Source organism: Pseudomonas sp. BN607 (assembly GCF_029871175.1).
Taxonomy (GTDB): domain Bacteria; phylum Pseudomonadota; class Gammaproteobacteria; order Pseudomonadales; family Pseudomonadaceae; genus Aquipseudomonas.
The window spans coordinates 123,192-141,648 of record NZ_SSOE01000019.1 but is presented as its reverse complement, the minus strand read 5'-3'; the positions used below and the strand labels follow the sequence as shown (position 1 = coordinate 141,648).

The 18,457-nt window shown below is 63.4% G+C and carries 16 protein-coding genes; 10 read left to right on the top strand and 6 right to left on the bottom strand.

The features are described from left to right. Positions 1 to 9: 9 nt before the first annotated feature. Genes bioC through bioB form a run of 4 tightly spaced genes read right to left on the bottom strand, consistent with a single transcriptional unit; the run spans position 10 to position 3,777 of the window. The gene (gene bioC, locus E8E68_RS02370; protein ID WP_266030657.1) at positions 10 to 828 is read right to left on the bottom strand and encodes a malonyl-ACP O-methyltransferase BioC; all 819 of its coding nucleotides are present in this window, start codon (positions 826 to 828) and stop codon (positions 10 to 12) included. Continuing rightward, positions 821 to 1,552 carry an alpha/beta fold hydrolase gene (locus E8E68_RS02365; protein ID WP_266030656.1) on the bottom strand — a complete coding sequence of 244 codons (732 nt, stop codon included), beginning with the start codon at positions 1,550 to 1,552 and terminating at the stop codon, positions 821 to 823. Before E8E68_RS02365 ends, bioC begins: the two co-directional genes overlap by 8 nt. Then, the gene (gene bioF, locus E8E68_RS02360; RefSeq protein ID WP_280339495.1) at positions 1,545 to 2,717 is read right to left on the bottom strand and encodes an 8-amino-7-oxononanoate synthase; all 1,173 of its coding nucleotides are present in this window, start codon (positions 2,715 to 2,717) and stop codon (positions 1,545 to 1,547) included. The genes E8E68_RS02365 and bioF overlap by 8 nt, the downstream gene beginning before the upstream one ends. Before the next feature lies 1 nt (position 2,718). Continuing rightward, positions 2,719 to 3,777 (bottom strand): biotin synthase BioB, encoded by a 1,059-nt coding sequence (gene bioB, locus E8E68_RS02355; protein ID WP_110745885.1) that lies wholly within the window; start codon positions 3,775 to 3,777, stop codon positions 2,719 to 2,721. 89 nt (positions 3,778 to 3,866) lie between these two features. Between bioB and E8E68_RS02350 the strand changes: the two genes are divergently transcribed. From E8E68_RS02350 to rarD, 4 genes are all read left to right on the top strand, one after another. Next, positions 3,867 to 4,598, top strand: coding sequence for a ComF family protein (locus tag E8E68_RS02350; RefSeq protein ID WP_280339493.1), 732 nt, complete (start codon positions 3,867 to 3,869; stop codon positions 4,596 to 4,598). 95 nt (positions 4,599 to 4,693) lie between these two features. Next, on the top strand, positions 4,694 to 5,440 hold the full coding sequence (locus E8E68_RS02345; RefSeq protein WP_280339491.1) for a TOBE domain-containing protein: 747 nt from the start codon (positions 4,694 to 4,696) through the stop codon (positions 5,438 to 5,440). Positions 5,441 to 5,518: 78 nt separating this feature from the next. After that, positions 5,519 to 6,493: a serine/threonine protein kinase gene (locus tag E8E68_RS02340; RefSeq protein ID WP_280339489.1), complete on the top strand. Its 975-nt coding sequence runs from the start codon at positions 5,519 to 5,521 to the stop codon at positions 6,491 to 6,493. Positions 6,494 to 6,557: 64 nt separating this feature from the next. Continuing rightward, positions 6,558 to 7,445 carry an EamA family transporter RarD gene (rarD, locus tag E8E68_RS02335; RefSeq protein ID WP_266030645.1) on the top strand — a complete coding sequence of 296 codons (888 nt, stop codon included), beginning with the start codon at positions 6,558 to 6,560 and terminating at the stop codon, positions 7,443 to 7,445. A gap of 240 nt (positions 7,446 to 7,685) precedes the next feature. Here the strand turns inward: rarD and E8E68_RS02330 are convergent, their stop codons facing one another. Continuing rightward, a complete protein-coding gene (locus E8E68_RS02330; RefSeq protein ID WP_110745890.1) occupies positions 7,686 to 8,204 on the bottom strand; it encodes an ACT domain-containing protein in 519 nt (172 codons plus the stop codon). 450 nt (positions 8,205 to 8,654) lie between these two features. Here E8E68_RS02330 and E8E68_RS02325 point away from each other — a divergent pair, with 450 nt between their 5' ends. Then, positions 8,655 to 10,832 carry a malate synthase G gene (locus E8E68_RS02325; RefSeq protein ID WP_266030644.1) on the top strand — a complete coding sequence of 726 codons (2,178 nt, stop codon included), beginning with the start codon at positions 8,655 to 8,657 and terminating at the stop codon, positions 10,830 to 10,832. 44 nt (positions 10,833 to 10,876) lie between these two features. On the opposite strand, the gene E8E68_RS02320 is transcribed toward E8E68_RS02325, so the two are convergent. Continuing rightward, complete coding sequence (locus E8E68_RS02320) at positions 10,877 to 11,416, bottom strand: response regulator (RefSeq protein ID WP_110745892.1); 540 nt, start codon at positions 11,414 to 11,416, stop codon at positions 10,877 to 10,879. 116 nt (positions 11,417 to 11,532) lie between these two features. Here E8E68_RS02320 and E8E68_RS02315 point away from each other — a divergent pair, with 116 nt between their 5' ends. The 5 genes from E8E68_RS02315 (at position 11,533) to E8E68_RS02295 (ending at position 18,410) form a co-directional block, all read left to right on the top strand. Beyond that, entirely contained in the window at positions 11,533 to 13,470 is a 1,938-nt protein-coding gene (locus tag E8E68_RS02315; RefSeq protein ID WP_266030641.1) for a putative nucleotidyltransferase substrate binding domain-containing protein, read from the top strand. Beyond that, the gene (locus E8E68_RS02310; RefSeq protein WP_110745894.1) at positions 13,467 to 14,177 is read left to right on the top strand and encodes a 3'-5' exonuclease; all 711 of its coding nucleotides are present in this window, start codon (positions 13,467 to 13,469) and stop codon (positions 14,175 to 14,177) included. The genes E8E68_RS02315 and E8E68_RS02310 overlap by 4 nt, the downstream gene beginning before the upstream one ends. A gap of 191 nt (positions 14,178 to 14,368) precedes the next feature. Next, the gene (locus E8E68_RS02305; RefSeq protein WP_110745895.1) at positions 14,369 to 14,887 is read left to right on the top strand and encodes an RNA polymerase sigma factor; all 519 of its coding nucleotides are present in this window, start codon (positions 14,369 to 14,371) and stop codon (positions 14,885 to 14,887) included. Next, positions 14,884 to 15,840 carry a FecR family protein gene (locus E8E68_RS02300; protein WP_280339484.1) on the top strand — a complete coding sequence of 319 codons (957 nt, stop codon included), beginning with the start codon at positions 14,884 to 14,886 and terminating at the stop codon, positions 15,838 to 15,840. The genes E8E68_RS02305 and E8E68_RS02300 overlap by 4 nt, the downstream gene beginning before the upstream one ends. Positions 15,841 to 15,977: 137 nt before the next feature. Continuing rightward, the gene (locus E8E68_RS02295) at positions 15,978 to 18,410 is read left to right on the top strand and encodes a TonB-dependent siderophore receptor (RefSeq protein ID WP_280339482.1); all 2,433 of its coding nucleotides are present in this window, start codon (positions 15,978 to 15,980) and stop codon (positions 18,408 to 18,410) included. The last annotated feature ends 47 nt before the right edge of the window (positions 18,411 to 18,457 follow it).

Here is an 18,457-nt window from a genome sequence, read left to right as displayed (position 1 = left end):
TCGCTCCCCTTACGCCTGTGGCTTGCGCAACACACCATAGACCACCTGATAGGTGGCTGGCAGCCCCGCAGGCTGGCGAAATGCTTCATAAGCCTGCAACAGGCCCTGCATGCGTGCCCGCCCGGTAAGGCCGGAAGGCCGCCCAGGGTTAAGATTGTGCGCACCCAACGCCTTCAGTTCGTGGGTCAGGCTGCGCACATCGGGGTAATGCAGCACGTGTGGGCAGCGCTGCAGCTCAAGGTGTTCGAAGCCACTGTCGGCACACAGGCGCTGGTAGTCCTCGAAACGGCGGAAGCGGTTCACATGCACCAGGCCATCCACGGCCTGCCAGCTGGCGCGCAGTTCATCGAGGGTGCCCACGCACAGGCTACTGAAAGCCAGCACGCCACCCGGGCGCAGCACGCGCAGGGCTTCTGCCAGCACACTGGCGAACTGGTCGCACCATTGCACAGCCAGGCTAGTGAACACCAGGTCAACACTGGCATCGCGCAGCGGCAAGCGCTCGGCGTCGCCGGCCACGTGATAGTGCGCCCCACCTTGCTCATTGCGGGCATGACGCAGCATACCTTCGGCAATATCGACCGCTACGCCGCTGGCCTGGGTGAAACGTTCGGCCAGGATACGGCTGAAGTGGCCGGTGCCACTGCCCAGGTCCAGCCAGCGCGATGGCTGCAGGCCCGCGGGCAAGTGCTGTAACAGCCCCAAACCGACGGCACGCTGCAGCGCAGCCACGCTGTCGTAGCTTCCCGCAGCGCGGGAAAACGAAGCCGCTACCTGGCGTTTGTCGGGCAATGCGCCGGGCAGGGTCGGACGGGATAGGTCAGTCATCGCCACTCTCATGCAGAAAACTCTTGATGCCCGCCGCCAGCTCCTGCGGGTACTCCAGCAGGAACGCGTGGGAACTGTCTTCGACCAGGCCCACTTCCACATCGGGTAGCAGTTCGCTCAATGCCTTTGCCGCCTCTGCCGGCACCAGCGCATCGCTGCCGGCGAACAGGTGCAGTTGCGGGCCGCCATAGGCCTGCAGGGCTTGGCGGGTGTCCAGCTTGGCCAGCACTTCAAGGCCGGTCGCCAGGTACAGCGGGTCGGTATCCGGCACGCCGACACCCAGCTGGCGCAGTAGGGTTCGCGGTTGCTGGGCGCCGTCGCTGCACAGGGTGCGGAAGCGCTTGAGGGTTACTTGGGTATGGCTGCGGCAGCCGTCGAGAAAGGTGCCAAAAGTGTCTTCGGCCATGCCATGCGGCCAATCGGCACGGGCGACGAAACTGGGGTTGCTGGCCAGCGTCAGCAGGCCACAGCAGTGATCGCCCCGCTTGTGCGCCAGCGCGCTGGCAAGCATGCCACCCAATGACCAGCCGCCTAGCCAGACATCACTGGGCAGCTTGCGGTCGAGGTGCTCGATCCAGCTCTCAACGTCGCTGTGAGGCAACTCCGGCAGGGGCATGAGTTCAACCTGCAAGCGGGCATCCTGGGCACGCAGGCTGGCGGCCAGCGGTTCCAGTGAGGCAGTGCCCAGGCCCCAGCCGGGCAGCAGTACAAGACGATTACGCATCGGCGTTCTCCAACTGTGGATAACACTCGGCCAATGCATTCAACAATAGCTGCACCTGCGCCTCGCTGTGTGCGGCGCTCAGGGTCACCCGCAGGCGGGCACTGCCAGCCGGCACGGTGGGTGGGCGGATTGCAGTGACCAACAACCCCCGCTCGCGCAGCATGCGCGACAGGCGCAGGGCCTGCGCGCTGTCACCAATGACGATTGGCTGGATCGGCGTCGGGCTGTCCATCAATTGCAAACCGATCTGCTGCGCGCCTTCGCGGAACTGCCGGATCAACGCCGCCAGGTGCTCGCGGCGCCAGGTTTCGCTGCGCAGCAGCTCCAGGCTCTTGAGCGTGGCGCAGGCCAATGCAGGTGGCTGGCTGGTGGTGTAGATGTACGGGCGGGCGAACTGCACCAGCGTCTCGATCAGCTCTTCGCTGCCGGCAACAAAGGCACCGGAAGTACCGCAGGCCTTGCCCAGCGTGCCGATCAGCACCGGCACGTCATCCACGCCCAGGCCGAAGTGCTCGACAATACCGCCGCCCTGAGCGCCCAGGGTGCCCAGACCATGGGCGTCGTCGACCATCAGCCAGGCACCGCGGGCACGGGCGACATCGGCCAGCGCCGGCAGGTCGGCAAGGTCGCCGTCCATGCTGAACACACCGTCGGTCACCACCAGGGTATTGCCGACGGCCTTGTCCAGGCGGCTGACCAGGCTGGTCGGGTCGTTATGCAAGTAACGGTTGAAGCGGGCACCACTGAGCAGCCCGCCGTCCAGTAGCGAGGCGTGGTTCAGACGGTCTTGCAGCACGGTGTCGCCCTGCCCCACCAGCGCAGTGATGGCGCCGAGGTTGGCCATGTAACCGGTGGAGAACAGCAGCGCACGCGGGCGGCCGGTGAGTTCGGCCAACGCCTCTTCCACCCGATGGTGTGGAGAGCTGTGGCCGATTACCAGATGCGAAGCGCCGCCACCGACACCCCAGTGCTCGGCACCCGCCTGCCAGGCCGCGATCACATCGGGGTGATTGGCCAGGCCCAGGTAGTCATTGCTGCAGAAAGCCAGCAAACGCTGGCCGTCGACCACCACGTCCGGCCCCTGTGGGCTCTGCAGCAGTGGCCGCTGCCGATACAGGTCTGCGGCGCGCCGTTCGGCCAGGCGCGCCGCCAGGTCAAAGGCCATCTCAGGCTGTCGCGGCGTTGTAGAACATCTCGCTGCTGCGCTGCTCGACCAGCGCCTGCTCGATGGCAGCCTGGTGCACTTCATCGGCGTGCTCTTCACGCGCTTCGGGCTTGATGCCCAGGCGTGCGAACAGCTGCATGTCCTTGTCGGCCTGCGGGTTGGCAGTGGTCAACAGTTTTTCGCCGTAGAAGATCGAGTTGGCGCCAGCCATGAAGGCCAGGGCCTGCATCTGCTCGTTCATCTGCTCGCGGCCGGCGGACAGGCGCACGTGCGACTTGGGCATCAACAGCCGGGCCACTGCCAGCATGCGGATGAAGTCGAACGGGTCGACATCTTCTTCCTCGGCCAGCGGCGTACCGGCCACCTTGACCAGCATGTTGATCGGCACCGACTCTGGGTGCTCGGGCAGGTTGGCCAGCTGGATCAGCAGGCCCGCGCGGTCGTCCAGCGACTCGCCCATGCCAAGGATGCCGCCGGAGCAGATCTTCATCCCTGCGTCACGCACATAGGCCAGGGTCTGCAGGCGCTCGCTGTAGGTGCGGGTGGTGATGATGCTGCCGTAGAACTCTGGCGAGGTGTCGAGGTTGTGGTTGTAGTAGTCCAGGCCGGCCTGGGCCAGGGCCTTGGTCTGCTCCTCATCGAGCTTGCCGAGGGTCATGCAGGTTTCCAGGCCCATGGCCTTCACGCCTTTGACCATCTCCAGCACGTAGGGCATGTCCTTGGCCGACGGGTGCTTCCACGCCGCGCCCATGCAGAAGCGGGTAGAGCCGATGGCTTTGGCGCGGGCGGCTTCTTCCAGCACCTTCTGCACTTCCATCAGCTTTTGCTTTTCCAGCCCGGTGTTGTAGTGGCCGGACTGCGGACAATATTTGCAATCTTCCGGGCAGGCGCCGGTCTTGATCGACAGCAGGGTCGAAACCTGCACGCGGTTCGGGTCGAAATGCGCGCGGTGCACGGTCTGCGCCTGGAACAGCAGGTCGTTGAAGGGTTGCTGGAACAGCGCCTTGACCTCGGCCAGGGACCAGTCGTGACGTATTGTTGCAGTTGTGCTGGCGCTCATCGGCGTTTCCTTGTTTAGGCTGAAGCTGGCGCCGGGACAGGTAAGCCCGCCAGCGCATCACGGATAGCTCGCATAGTCAGGGAAGGCCCATGAACTGTCAACCGTACTTGAAAAGGCTGGTTTACAAGTGGTCACTTATTAATCAGATGTGTCTGCTTTGTGATGTACCTGCCGGGCAGCACTACCCACTGTGCATGGCCTGCGAACAAGAACTGCCCTGGCTGGGTGACCAATGCCGTTATTGCGCCCTGCCCCTGCCCATGGCGGACCTGGCCTGTGCCCAGTGCTGTCGCCGCTTGCCGGCATTCGAACAGGTCATTGCGCTGTGGCATTTCGGCTTTCCGGTGGACACATTGATCAGCCGTTTCAAGCACAACCGGCTGTGGCCTGTGGGGCGGTTGCTGGCCGAGTTGTTGGGGCACGGGCTGCTGCACCGCTTTGCTGAGGGCCTGCCACGCCCCGACCTGCTGTTGCCTGTACCCTTGGCCAGGCGTCGACTACGCGAGCGGGGGTTCAACCAGGCGGGGATGCTTGGGCGCTGGTTGTCATCGCAGCTGGGGCTACCTTGCGACGATCGGTTGTTGCTGCGCACGCGCGAGACGCCAGCGCAGCAATGGCTGGATGCCAAGGCACGACGGCGCAATTTGCGCCAGGCGTTCACGGTCGCCGGTGACGTGACGGGCAAACATGTCGCCATCATCGATGATGTGTTGACCACCGGTGCCACCGCGCAGGCGATTGCCCAGGTGCTGCGCGAGGCCGGGGCGCACAAGGTCGATGTGTATTGCCTGGCACGAACGCCCAAGCCGGGGTATGTATGACTCGACGGCCCCTGTGGGACCGACCTCAGGATTTTGCGAGACAGCTGTGGCTGCGCAATTCACACTTGGCTACCCCTTACATCGACTGACTCCCTATGCCCCTACCCACCCTCCTCACCCAGCACATCGCCCGCCGCCCACAGCGCATCGCGCTGCTGCAGCACGTTGCCGAGCAAGGCTCGATCACCCGCGCCGCCAAGGCTGCTGGCATCAGCTACAAAGCGGCCTGGGATGCCATCGATGAGCTCAACAACCTGGCCAGCCAGCCCTTGGTCGAGCGCAGCACCGGTGGCCGCGGCGGTGGCGGCGCGCGCCTGTCTGCAGAAGGTGAGCGCGTTCTGCGCCTGTATCAGAGGCTGCAGGCCCTGCAGGCGCAAATGCTCGACGCCGCTGAAGAATCCAGCGACCTCGACCTGCTCGGGCGCCTCATGCTGCGCACCAGTGCGCGTAACCAACTGCAGGGACAGGTCAGCGGATTGCGCCGAGAAGGCCGCTATGACCGCGTGAGCCTGGCCTTGGGTGGCGGGCTGGAGATCGAGGCGCTGATCACCCACGACAGCACCGCGCGGCTTGAGCTGACACTGGGAACGATGGTGGTGGCCCTGCTCAAGGCGGGGTGGGTGCGGTTGCTGGCAGAGGAGGAAGAGGCAGAAGCGGGAAGCAACTGCCTGCGGGCGACAGTGGAGGAAGTATTGGCTGAGGTCGATGAACCCAGTGAAGTCAGGTTGGCGCTTGGCAATGGGCAGACGCTGTGTGCCATGGCCGAGGCTGATTGGCTGGCTGGGCAGCAGGTAAGGGTGCAATTCCATCCCTCTTATGTGTTGATAGGGATACCTGCGTAACCGGGGCTCGCCCGCGAGGAGGCCGGCCCAGGTATAACGCGGTACCATGGCCTCCAGCCGCTTACCCCCGGAGTTCCCATGTCCCACCCCTTCGACACCCTCACCCCCGACCTGGTCCTGGACGCCGTGGAAAGCATTGGCTTTCTCAGCGATGCCCGGGTGCTGGCACTGAACAGCTACGAGAACCGCGTCTATCAGGTGGGCATCGAAGACGCCCAGCCGTTGATTGCCAAGTTCTACCGCCCAGGCCGCTGGAGCGATGCGGCGATACTCGAAGAACACAGCTTTACCGCCGAACTGGCCGACTGTGAAGTGCCGGTGGTTGCGCCCCTGCAGCACGATGGCCGCACATTGTTCGAACACCAGGGCTTCCGCTTCACCCTGTTCCCTCGCCGCGGCGGGCATGCCCCAGAGCCGGGTAACCTCGACCAGCTCTACCGCCTGGGCCAGCTGCTTGGCCGCCTGCATGCCATGGGCGCCAGCAAACCCTTCGAGCACCGCGAAGCGCTGGCTGTGGACAACTTCGGCCATGCCTCGCTGAAAACCCTGCTGGAGGGCGATTTTGTCCCGCGCGAACTGCTACCGGCGTTCCAATCCGTGGCTCGCGACTTGCTCAAACGCGTCGAGGACATCTACAGCCGTACCCCGCACCAGCTCATCCGCCTGCACGGCGATCTGCACCCTGGCAACCTGATGCACCGGGACGAGGTGTATCACGTGGTCGACCTCGACGACTGCCGGATGGGCCCGGCGGTGCAGGACCTGTGGATGATGTTGGCCGGTAACCGCGAAGAGCGGCTAGGGCAACTGGCCGAACTGATCGACGGCTACAACGAGTTCCACGATTTCGACCCGCGCGAGCTGGCCCTGATCGAACCGCTGCGTGCCTTGCGCCAACTGCACTACAGCGCCTGGCTGGCACGCCGCTGGGATGATCCGGCGTTCCCGCGCAGCTTCCCCTGGTTCGGCCAGCCACGTTATTGGGGCGATCAGATTCTGGCCCTGCGCGAACAAATGGCGGCACTGGATGAAGCACCGCTGAAATTGTTCTAGAAGCGTACCCGCCTCTGTCTACAATAGGCGTCGCTTTATTTAGCTACCTAAGCAAGGATTCTGCATGCACGCCGCAAACCCGCGTCGCGGGTACATTCTGGGCCTGAGCGCCTACATCATCTGGGGCATGTTCCCCCTCTACTTCAAGGCAATACAGAGCGTCCCGGCGGTAGAGATCATCGTCCACCGGGTGCTCTGGTCGGCGCTGTTCGGCTCGCTACTGCTGCTGGTGTGGAAACACCCCGGCTGGTGGCGGGAACTGCGTGAAAACCCACGCCGGCTGGGCATCCTGGCCCTGAGCGGGGCGCTGATCGCCGGTAACTGGCTGACCTACGTGTGGTCGGTGAACAACGGCCGCATGCTCGAAGCCAGCCTGGGTTACTACATCAACCCGCTGATCAACGTGCTGCTGGGCATGCTGATTCTTGGCGAACGCCTGCGCCGCCTGCAATGGCTGGCGGTGAGCATGGCCGGCATCGGCGTGGCCCAGCAGGTATGGCAGGTGGGGAGCCTACCGTGGGTATCGCTGGCGCTGGCGCTGAGCTTCGGCTTCTACGGGCTGATCCGCAAGCAGGCGCCGGTGGCTGCGCTGCCCGGCTTGGTGGTGGAAACCTGGATGTTGGTGCCGCTGGCGCTCGGCTGGCTATTGCTGCACCCGGCGGCGATGAGTGCCCAAGGCGCGTTCTACACCAGCAGCGAGGCCTTGTGGCTGATGGCAGCGGGGCCGGTAACTCTGGTGCCGCTGGTGTGCTTCAACGCAGCAGCGCGGCACCTGCCATACACCACGTTGGGCTTCCTGCAATACCTGGCGCCGACCCTGGTGCTGCTGCAAGCAGTGCTACTGTTCGATGAACATCTGTCGTCGAGCACACTGGTGGCGTTCATGTTCATCTGGGCGGGCCTGGCGATATACAGCGTCGATGCGTGGTTGAGTTTGCGCAAGCGTAGCTGATCAAAAAACAATCAAAACTCTGCAGGCCCTGTAGTTCGTGGCCTGCAGAGACATCTCCAAAGGTTATCCACACCCTCGTCCCCGTAGTTTGTGCACAAGCTGCTGATTTCTGGATGTTTTTTGATCAAAGCCGTGGAAGGCACGCCGTTATTGGCCTGGAGAGGTACACCCCCAGGTTATCCACAGGGCCTTCCCCGTGATATCGGGATAACCGCAGGGGGCCGCTTCGGCAATCCCTGATCAATCCTCCGCCCGCAGCTTCAACTCCACCATCAAGTCATCCGCCAGGCTCTCCAGCCGCTGCTGCAGTTCATCCAGCGGCAATGTCAACGGCAGCGCCAGCAATGCGTCGGCGTGAAACAACGGCTCACTGCTCATCGGCGCCGGCCGCACTTCTGTGGAAAACCGCTCGACGTTTACCTGCAGCTCGGCCAGCAAGCGGGTAATGTCCCGCACGATCCCCGGCCGATCATTACCCACCAGCTCCATGGCAATCGGCTTCCAGGTGCACGATGGCTCGATCCCGCTCTCGGCAATCAGCACGCGTATGTCATACCTGGCCAGCCCCTGCAGCGAGGCCACGAGTTCGGCGTAATTCTCTGCCGGCACCGCCACCCGCAGGATGCCAGCAAACTGGCCGGCCATGCGCGACATGCGGCTTTCCAGCCAGTTGCCACTGTGGTCGGCGATGCACTGGGCAATGCGTTCGACCTGGCCGGCCTTGTCAGGGGCAATCACAGTCAGTACAAGATGATCCACAAGCCCTTCCTCGTGTCGGACCGCGCCGGGCGGCAGATAATCGGGGGATCCGCTCAGTATAGGCAAGGCGCGGCAACCTGCCGCAGGGCAATCCGCACAGCCAATCGTGTACTGTTTCAAGATTTATCTGGAACAATCCACCAGTTTTTTGCGAACATACCCATTCCCAGCGTGACCATACGCGACCAACGGGTCGCATAACGGCGCTTTTAGTCTGATTTTGCCCCGCCTACTGCTTCATGTAGTATCCCGTGGCGCGGACTACAAAACGTCGTTTGGATGTCTGCCAAGGCGCCTGTGAAAATACGCACACTGCCTGCCAGCCCGTCTGGCAGGCTGCACCCAGCCGCGCTCGGGCTCACCCCCGGGAGCAAGCACTGGTACGTGTTTAGAGAAGCGCTACAGGCTTAATACAGAAGAGCGAAATAGCTGAGCAGAGTGAGGCAAGCAATGACTGGATACGTTCAAGTCGGTGGCCTTCAGGTCGCCAAGGTCCTGTACGACTTCGTGAACAACGAAGCCATCCCCGGGACCGGCATCGTCGCCGAGCAGTTCTGGGCGGGTGCAGAGAAGATCATCAATGACCTCGCTCCAAAGAACAAAGCCCTGCTCGCCAAGCGCGACGAGCTGCAAGCCAAGATCGACGCCTACCATCAGGCACGTAAAGGCCAGGCCCACGACGCCGTAGCCTACAAAGCATTCCTCCAGGAAATCGGCTACCTGCTGCCACAAGCCGACGATTTCCAGGCCACCACCCAGAACGTGGACGAAGAAATCGCCCACATGGCCGGCCCACAGCTGGTTGTTCCGGTGATGAACGCCCGTTTCGCCCTGAACGCCGCCAACGCCCGTTGGGGTTCGCTGTACGACGCGTTGTATGGCACCGACGCCATCAGCGATGAAGGTGGCGCCGAGAAAGGCCAGGGTTACAACAAGCTGCGTGGCGACAAAGTCATCGCCTTCGCCCGCGCCTTCCTTGATGAAGCCGCGCCATTGGCTGCCGGCTCGCATGTCGACTCTACCGCCTACCGCATTGAAGGCGGCAAGCTGGTGGTCACCCTGAAGGGCGGCAGCAACAGTGGCCTGCGTGATGACGCACAGCTGATTGGCTTCCACGGCGACGCCGCGGCACCGACTGCCGTGCTGCTCAAGCACAACGGCCTGCATTTCGAAATCCAGGTCGACGCCAGCACCCCGGTCGGCAGCACCGACGCGGCCGGCGTCAAAGACATCCTGATGGAGTCGGCGCTGACCACCATCATGGACTGCGAAGACTCCGTTGCCGCCGTCGACGCCGACGACAAGGTCATCGTCTACCGCAACTGGCTGGGCCTGATGAAAGGCGACCTGGCCGAAAGCGTGAGCAAGGGTGGCAAGACCTTCACCCGTACCATGAACCCGGACCGCGAGTACGCCGCACCCAACGGTGGCAGCGTAACCCTGCACGGCCGTTCGCTGCTGTTCGTGCGTAACGTTGGCCACCTGATGACCAACCCGGCGATTCTGGATGCCCAAGGCAACGAGATCCCAGAAGGCATCCAGGACGGCCTCTTCACCAACCTGATCGCCCTGCACAACCTCAACGGCAACACCAGCCGCAAGAACACCCGCAGCGGCAGCGTATACATCGTCAAGCCGAAGATGCACGGTCCTGAAGAGGTGGCATTCGCCGCCGAGATCTTCAGCCAGGTCGAAGACCTGCTGGGTATGCCGCGCAACACCGTCAAGGTCGGCATCATGGACGAGGAACGCCGTACCACGGTCAACCTCAAGTCCTGCATCAAGGCAGCTGCCGAGCGCGTGGCGTTCATCAACACCGGCTTCCTCGACCGCACCGGCGACGAGATCCACACCTCGATGGAAGCCGGCGCCGTGGTGCGCAAGGGCGCCATGAAGAACGAGAAGTGGATCGGCGCGTACGAGAACAACAACGTCGACGTAGGCCTGGCCACCGGCCTGCAGGGCCGTGCCCAGATCGGCAAAGGCATGTGGGCCATGCCGGACCTGATGGCCGCCATGCTCGAGCAGAAGATCGCCCACCCGCTGGCCGGCGCCAACACCGCCTGGGTACCGTCGCCGACTGCCGCCACGCTGCATGCCCTGCACTACCACAAGGTTGACGTGCAGGCACGCCAGCGTGAACTGGCCTCGCGTACCCCGGCTTCGGTAGACGACATCCTGGCCATCCCGCTGGCTGCCGACACCAACTGGTCGGACGAAGAGATCCGCAATGAGCTGGACAACAACGCCCAGGGCATCCTCGGCTACGTGGTTCGCTGGATCGACCAGGGTGTGGGTTGCTCGAAGGTGCCGGACATCAACAACGTCGGCCTGATGGAAGACCGCGCCACCCTGCGTATTTCGGCCCAGCTGCTGGCCAACTGGCTGCGCCACGGCGTGGTCAGCCAGGAGCAGGTGCTGGAAAGCCTCAAGCGCATGGCCGTGGTGGTTGACCAGCAGAACGCTGGTGACGCCCTGTACCGCCCGATGGCGCCGAACTTCGACGACAACGTCGCGTTCCAGGCGGCTGTGGAGCTGGTGGTGGAAGGTGGCAAGCAGCCGAACGGTTATACCGAGCCGGTACTGCACCGCCGTCGCCGCGAGTTCAAGGCGCGTAACGGGTTGTAAGTAGCATCTGCGCCAGGGGGCCGTTTTGCGGCCCCCACTGCGCATCAGTCGATTTTAAGTTCTTTCTTCACCAACTCCAGCAGCTTGCCCAGGTCCACCGGCTTGAGCAGGAAATCCACCACCCCCAGATGCATCACATCCACGGCCTCTTTCACATCGGTGTCGCCCGACACCACGATGATCGATAACGCCGCCCTTTCCGATTCGCGAATCCAACGAATCAGGTCAAGACCGTCGACCGGCTGCATGCGCAAGTCCGTGATCATCAACCCGATGCGTTGCTGATAATGCAGGTACAACCTGGCCTCCTCGGCACCGTCCGCACCTACGCAATCGATCCCCCGGCTTTTCAGGTAAAGGATCAACGCCTCACGGTTGACCGCGTTGTCATCCACCACCAGCACCAGTGGCTTGGGTGCCACAGGCGCACTGACCACGGCCAACGCCTCGCGCTCGGCATCGCTCAGTATGTCGGTTTGCTCAGGCATGCTCATCTCGTCAAAAAAATTCCGCTTCAGCCTTAGGACCACATTACTCGCGTAACCCGTTTCGCCTTTCGTCGGGTCTTTGACAGAGGCGCTCATAGACTTACGTCCAATGGGCACCACTTCGCTGCAAGCCGACCATGGAGGCAGAGAACAACATGGCCGGTACCTATATATAGATATATATAGTTCGGCATAGCGATACGGTCAGTTTCATGAGCAAAAATGACGCCTACAGCCAGGCAGGCAGGACGGCAGTGCTGCAGAACATCCAGGGCACGCTGCAGTTTCTGCAGCGCTTTCCGCCGTTCAACCAAATGGAACACAGCCACCTGGCCTACCTGGTCGAGCAGTGCCAGCTGCGCTTTTATGCTTGCGGCGAAAGCATCGTCAAGCCCGCCGACGGCCCGGTCGAGCACTTCTACATCGTCAAGCAAGGGCGGGTGGTTGGCGAGCGCCAGCACCTGGTCAAACCTGGGGTCGAGACCACCTTCGAAATTACCAGCGGTGAGTGCTTCCCGCTGGCCGCGCTGTTGGGCGAGCGAGCAACCCGCACTGAGCACCTGGCCGGGGAAGACACCTTTTGCCTGCAACTGAACAAGGCGGCATTCATCCGCGTGTTCTCGATGTCGGAAGTGTTCCGGGATTTTGCCCTGCGCGGGGTCAGCAGCCTCCTTGACCAGGTCAACCAGCAAGTGCGCCAACGTGCGGTAGAAACCCTTGGCACCCAGTATTCGCTGAACACACCGCTGGGTGAACTGGCCATGCGTCACCCGGTAGTGTGCAGCGCCGATACGCCATTGCGCGAAGCCGTGCGGCTGATGCACGAGCAACAGGTCGGCAGCATCGTGGTAGTCGACCCGCAGCGCTACCCCATCGGCATTTTCACCCTGCGTGACCTTCGCCAGGTGGTGGCTGCGGCCGATGCCGACCTGGGCGCGCCGATCGAGCGGCACATGACCGCTAAACCGTTCTATCTGAGCCCCCAGGCCAGCGCCTTCGATGCCGCCATGGCCATGACCGAGAGGCATATCGCCCACGTGTGCCTGGTGGACAACCGCCGCCTGTGCGGGGTGGTTTCCGAACGCGACCTGTTCTCCCTGCAACGGGTCGACCTGGTGCACCTGGCGCGCACCATCCGCCATGCGCCACGCCTGGACAGCCTGGTTTCGCTACGCGGAGAGATCAGCCAACTGGTAGAGCGCATGCTCGCCCACGGCGCATCGTCGACGCAGATCACCCAGATCATCACCCTGCTCAACGACCACACCGTATGCCGAGTCATCGAGCTGGCCCTTGCGGAGCGTGGCGACCCAGGTGTGCCATTCAGCTGGCTGTGCTTTGGTAGCGAGGGGCGCCGCGAACAGACCCTGCACACCGACCAGGACAACGGCATCCTCTTCGAAGCCGAAGATAAAACCGAGGCTGACGCCATCCGCGCCCGCCTGCTGCCACTGGCGCAATACATCAACCAGTGCCTGGCCCAGTGCGGCTTCACCCTGTGCATGGGCAATGTCATGGCCGGCAACCCGGAGCTATGCCTGTCGCGCAAAGAGTGGGCGCGTCGGTTTGCCGGTTTTGTCCGCGAAGCCAGCCCGGAGAATCTGCTGGGCTCGAGCATCTACTTCGACCTGCGCGTGGTATGGGGCGACGATCAGGGTTGCGAGCAACTGCGCCAGGGCCTGCTGGCACAGGTAGCCGACAACCGCATCTTCCAACGCATGATGGCCGAGAACGCGCTGCGCCAGCGCCCGCCGGTGGGCCGCCTGCGCGAGTTCGTGCTGACCCGCCAAGGCAACGACAAGGCGGCCACCCTCGACCTCAAGGTCCAAGGGCTGACGCCCTTCGTCGACGGCGCCCGTTTGCTGGCCCTGGCCAATGGTATCGGCGCCTGCAATACCCTGGAGCGTTTGCGCCAGCTGGTGGCCAAGGGGGTGATCGAACCACTGGACGGCGCCGCTTATGAAGAGGCCTACCACTTCATCCAGCAGACCCGCATGCAGCAGCACCAACGCCAGACCCGCGACAACCTGCCGTACTCCAACCGGCTCGACCCAGACAGCCTCAATCACCTGGACCGGCGCATCCTGCGCGAGTCGCTGCGCCAGGCCCAGCGCCTGCAAAGCAGCCTGGCCTTGCGGTACCAGCTATGAGCCTGTTCGCCTGGCTGCGCCCCAGCGCACCCGAACTGGACCACGCCACGCGCCAGCGCCTGGCCAAGTTGCCCAAGCCCGTGCCGCTGGGCGTATGTACCCTGCGCGAACAGCGCTGGGTGGTGCTGGACCTGGAAACCAGCGGGCTCAACCCCAACCGGGACCAAGTGTTGTCGATTGGCGCAGTGGCGATCGAGGATGGCGCCATCGATTTTGCCCAGCAGTTCGAACGTACCCTGCACCGACCTTTACAGAAAACCAACGCCAGCGTGCTGATCCACGGCCTGGGCCCCGGCGCCCTTGCTGCGGGGTGCGACCCGGCCGAGGCCTTGCTGGATTTACTCGATTTCATTGGCAACAGCCCGGTGCTGGCGTTTCACGCGCCATTCGACCAGCGCATGCTCGCCCGCGCGCTAAAAGAGACCCTTGGGCATCGCTTGCAGTCAATGTTCCTCGACGTTGCCGAACTGGCACCGATGCTCAACCCGGACACGGTGCTGCGGGAGGCGGGGCTGGATGACTGGGTGGCTCGCTTTGGTCTGCAGGTAGAAGAGCGTCACCATGCCAGCGCCGATGCCCAGGTGACCGCAGAGCTGGCGCTGATCCTGTTCAGCCAGGCCCGGCGCCAGCAGCTGGACAGCCCGTTGCAGCTGGAGCAGCGGTTGCGCGGGTGGCGACGGCGCAAGGTGCAGAGCCACGGTTTGTAGGGCGTGGAAATTGCAGCGCCGGTGGGATCGAGCGCCGCCCGCGCGGCGCTCGATCTCACCGGCGCCACATAACTCAAACCAAACCCCATGATGGCAATCCGATAAGCGTCCATTGCACCCAACCCCTCCCCTCTGCAACAATCGCGAATAATTATCGTTAGTTAATGCATACGTTCCGGGGGGGACGCTGCTTGTCTTCAGCACAGAGCCCACACGCCGATCTGGTCGGTGCGCTGTACCGCGACCACCGCGGCTGGCTACTCGCCTGGCTGCAACGCAGCATGGCCTGCCGCCAACGTGCCGAAGACCTGAGCCAGGACACCTTCGTGCGCCTGCTCGGCCGCGAGCAGCTGGACACGCCGCGCGAACCCCGCGCGTTTCTCGCTGCCGTAGCCAAGGGACTGATGTTCGACCATTTCCGCCGCGCAGCACTGGAGCAGGCCTATTTGGCGGAACTGGCATTGATCCCGGAAGCCGAACACCCTTCGCCAGAAGTGCAGCACCTGATCCTCGAAGACCTCAAGGCCATCGACCGGCTGCTCGGCAAGCTGTCCAGCAAGGCCCGCGCGGCATTCCTGCACAACCGTCTGGACGGCATGGGCCATGCCGAAATCGCCGAGCGCCTGGGCGTTTCGGTATCGCGGGTGCGCCAGTACATCGCCCAAGGCATGCGTCAGTGCTACGTGGCCCTGTATGGGGAGCCGACGTGAGCAACGCACCGGTTTCGTCACGGGTGCTGGAAGCCGCAATCGCCTGGAAACTCAGCCTCGACGAGGCCAGCGGCACCCCTGATGAACGCAACGAATTCATGCGCTGGCATGCGGCCAGCGAGGAACACGCACGCGCTTGGCGCCAGCTCGGCGCCTTGGACCAGCGCGTCGGCGCGGCGGCCGGGCCGGCTCGCCAGGCCCTGCTGCAATCGCGGGTGAGCTTGCGCCGACGCATCGGCAAGTTGGGCGGTGGCTTGGCCAGCATGTTCCTGCTCGGTTCGCTGCTGGCCTGGGTAGGCGCACCGTCGCTGGCACCTGCCTACTGGTTGGCCGACCAGCGGACCGCCACCGGTGAACTGCGCACCCTGCGCCTGGAAGACGGCACCCTGCTGAGCCTGAACACGCACACTGCCGTGGACATCGACTACCAAGGCAACCAGCGGGTCATCGTGCTGCATCAGGGCGAAATCTCGGTCGAAACCGGCCACCTTGACCCACGCCCGCTGCTGGTGCGCACTGACGATGGCCGTCTGCGCCCACTGGGTACGCGCTTTCTGGTGCGGCGGGAAGAGCACGGCACCCGGCTGGAAGTGCTGCAAGCCTCGGTTGCCGCCATGCCGCACAACAGCGGCGACGAACAAGTGCTGAGCGAAGGCCAGCAGGTGCTGATGAACGCCAACGGCCTTGGCCAGATCGGCGCGGTACCAGCCGGTGCCGATGCCTGGACCCGCGGCATGCTGGTGGTGGACAACGTGCGCCTGGGCGACCTGGTGGCGGTGTTGGGCCAGTACCGCAGCGGCTACCTTGGGGTGGACGCCAAGGTCGCCGACCTGCGCGTGACCGGCAGCTTCCCGCTGACCGACACCGACCTGGCGCTGGCCTCGCTGGTACCGGCACTGCCGGTGAAGATCGAGCGGCATACCCAGTGGTGGATCAACGTCGTTCCCAAGTAAACCCGTACCGGCTATAGGGCCGGTACCGACAAAACCAACTCCAAATAATTCTCACTTTTTTTCAGATTCGCCCTGTCACTTTTCAACTCTCGCTCGGCAAGGATGCAGCAAGTACTTACCCGTCGAGGAACCGCCGCATGTCCCGTGCCGTTGATCGTATCCTGCGCCCTAGCCTGATGGCCCTGGCCATTGGTCTGGCTGCCCCACTGGCCAGCACTGCCCTGTCGGCCGCCGAGCAATCTGCTCCGCGCGCCTACAACCTGCCCAGCGCGCCGCTGGCCAGTACTCTCAACCAGATCGCCAGCCAGGCCGGCATCGCCCTGGCCATCGACCCCGCACTGGTCAACGGTCGCATTTCGGCCCCTGTAAGCGGCCAGTACGACGGCCTCGGCGCCTTGCATGCAGCCTTGCTCGGCACCGGCTTGCAACTGCAGCAGAGCAGCGTCGGCAGCTACAGCCTGGTGGCCGTGCCGGACGGCAGCCTGGCCTTGCCGGAAACCACGGTGAATGCCACCAGCGCGAGCGAAAGCGCCTGGGGGCCGGTCGAAGGCTACCTGGCCAAGCGCACCGCTGCTGGCACCAAGACCGACACCGCGCTGGTCGAAGTCCCCCGGTCAATCTCCGTGGCCACCCGCGAGCAGATGAAAGACCGTGGCGTGCATAGCCTCGACGACGCCGTGCGCTACATGCCGGGCATCGTCTCTGCCAGTTTCGGCAGCGACACCCGTTATGACTGGATGCGCGTGCGCGGCTTCGAACCGACCCAGTTCCTCGATGGCCTGCCGCTGCCCCGCGGCGTGTACGCCAACCCGAAGGCCGAAACCTGGAACCTCGACCGCCTTGCACTGCTTCGGGGCCCGGCATCCTCGCTGTATGGCCAGACCCCGCCCGGTGGCCTGCTGGACATGGTCAGCCGCCGCCCACAAGCAGAGAGCGAGCACGAAATCGAGTTGCAGTACGGCAGCGACAACCACCGCCAGATCAATTTCGCCAGCACCGGCAAAATCGACGACGAAGGCCGCTTTCTGTATGGCGTCAGTGGTGTAGTCCGCGATGGCGGCACGCAGATCGACCATATCGACGACAAGCGCTACAACATTGCCCCAAGCCTGACCTGGAACATGGACGAGGACACCACGCTGACCTTGCTGACCCAGTTCACCCGCGACGATACCGGTGCCACCAGCCAGTTCCGCCCGATCCAGGGCACCAAGATCGACATGCCGTTCGGCAAGATCTCCCACCACAAGAACCTGGGTGACCCGGACTACGAGTTCTACGACCGCACCTACTACGCACTGGGTTATGCCTTCGAACACCGCATCAACGACGTGTGGCAGTTCCGTCAGAACCTGCGCTACACCAAGACCGACCTGTCGTTCCAGACCATCACCCCGGGCAGCTACAACGCCAGCTCGCCGCCAGTACAGGACGATGGCACAGTCAGCCGCATATCGACCAACACGGACGAAGACATCAGCCAGTTCGCCGTGGACAATAACTTCCAGGCCGACTTCGCCACCGGGGACATTACCCACACCCTGCTGCTTGGCCTGGATCACCAGCGCATCAACACCAACTACCTGTCGATCTTCGACTTCAACGTGCCGGCCAGCAACGTGATCAACCCGGTGTACGGGGTGCCGATCACCCGCCCTGACCGCTCCACGGCGTTCTACGACTACAACCAGAAATCCCGCCAGACCGGCCTGTACGTGCAGGACCAGATGGCGCTTGGCAACTGGCGGCTGACCTTGGGCGGCCGTGAGGACTGGGTGCACACCGGTACCAAGTACTTCAACCAGGGCGATGCCACCAATACACAGCGCGACAAGAAATTCAGCGGCAACGCGGCCATCAGCTACGTGTTCGATTCGGGCTTCGTGCCGTATCTTTCGTATGCCGAGTCCTTCCAACCTGCCAGCAATGCCAGCGCTTCCGCGACCGAATCGTTCAAGCCGACCGAAGGCCAGCAGTGGGAGCTGGGCGTCAAGTACCAGCCACCGGGCTCCAACACCCTGCTTTCGGCCGCTGTGTATGATTTGACCCAGAAGAACGTCTCGGTCACCAACAACGTGGGAGGCGTAACCGTCACCAGCCAGACCGGCGAAGTGAAAGTCCACGGCCTTGAGCTTGAAGCGGTTTCCGACGTTACCGAAAACCTGAAAGTGATTGCAGCTTACACCCTGGCCAAATCTGAAGTGCAGGACGGCCTCTACAAAGGTAACCGCCTGCAATTGATGCCTAACCAGCAAGCCTCGGTATGGAGTGACTACACCTGGCACTCCGGCGTACTCGACGGCTTCGGCATCGGCCTGGGCGCGCGCTACACGGGCAACACCTACGGTGACCAGGCCAATACCTACCTGGGCAAGGCCAAGGCCTACACCGTGTTCGATGCATCGGTGCATTACGACCTGGGTCGCCTGAACAGCAGCCTGAAAGGCGCGTCGGTGGCGGTCAATGCCACCAACCTGCTGAACAAGGATTACCTCTCTACCTGTGACTCGTACTACTGCTACTACGGCGATGAGCGCAGCGTTGTCGCCAGCGCCACTTACAAGTTCTGAGTGAGCGGGGGCCGCTTTGCGGCCCCACGATCCAACAGACAAAAATC

Coding starts and splice junctions, on each gene's coding strand:
- bioC (WP_266030657.1), bottom strand. CDS start 828: ATGACTGACCTATCCCGTCCGACCCTGCCCGGCGCATTGCCCGACAAA.
- E8E68_RS02365 (WP_266030656.1), bottom strand. CDS start 1,552: ATGCGTAATCGTCTTGTACTGCTGCCCGGCTGGGGCCTGGGCACTGCC.
- bioF (WP_280339495.1), bottom strand. CDS start 2,717: ATGGCCTTTGACCTGGCGGCGCGCCTGGCCGAACGGCGCGCCGCAGAC.
- bioB (WP_110745885.1), bottom strand. CDS start 3,777: ATGAGCGCCAGCACAACTGCAACAATACGTCACGACTGGTCCCTGGCC.
- E8E68_RS02350 (WP_280339493.1), top strand. CDS start 3,867: ATGAACTGTCAACCGTACTTGAAAAGGCTGGTTTACAAGTGGTCACTT.
- E8E68_RS02345 (WP_280339491.1), top strand. CDS start 4,694: ATGCCCCTACCCACCCTCCTCACCCAGCACATCGCCCGCCGCCCACAG.
- E8E68_RS02340 (WP_280339489.1), top strand. CDS start 5,519: ATGTCCCACCCCTTCGACACCCTCACCCCCGACCTGGTCCTGGACGCC.
- rarD (WP_266030645.1), top strand. CDS start 6,558: ATGCACGCCGCAAACCCGCGTCGCGGGTACATTCTGGGCCTGAGCGCC.
- E8E68_RS02325 (WP_266030644.1), top strand. CDS start 8,655: ATGACTGGATACGTTCAAGTCGGTGGCCTTCAGGTCGCCAAGGTCCTG.
- E8E68_RS02320 (WP_110745892.1), bottom strand. CDS start 11,416: ATGAGCGCCTCTGTCAAAGACCCGACGAAAGGCGAAACGGGTTACGCG.
- E8E68_RS02315 (WP_266030641.1), top strand. CDS start 11,533: ATGAGCAAAAATGACGCCTACAGCCAGGCAGGCAGGACGGCAGTGCTG.
- E8E68_RS02310 (WP_110745894.1), top strand. CDS start 13,467: ATGAGCCTGTTCGCCTGGCTGCGCCCCAGCGCACCCGAACTGGACCAC.
- E8E68_RS02295 (WP_280339482.1), top strand. CDS start 15,978: ATGTCCCGTGCCGTTGATCGTATCCTGCGCCCTAGCCTGATGGCCCTG.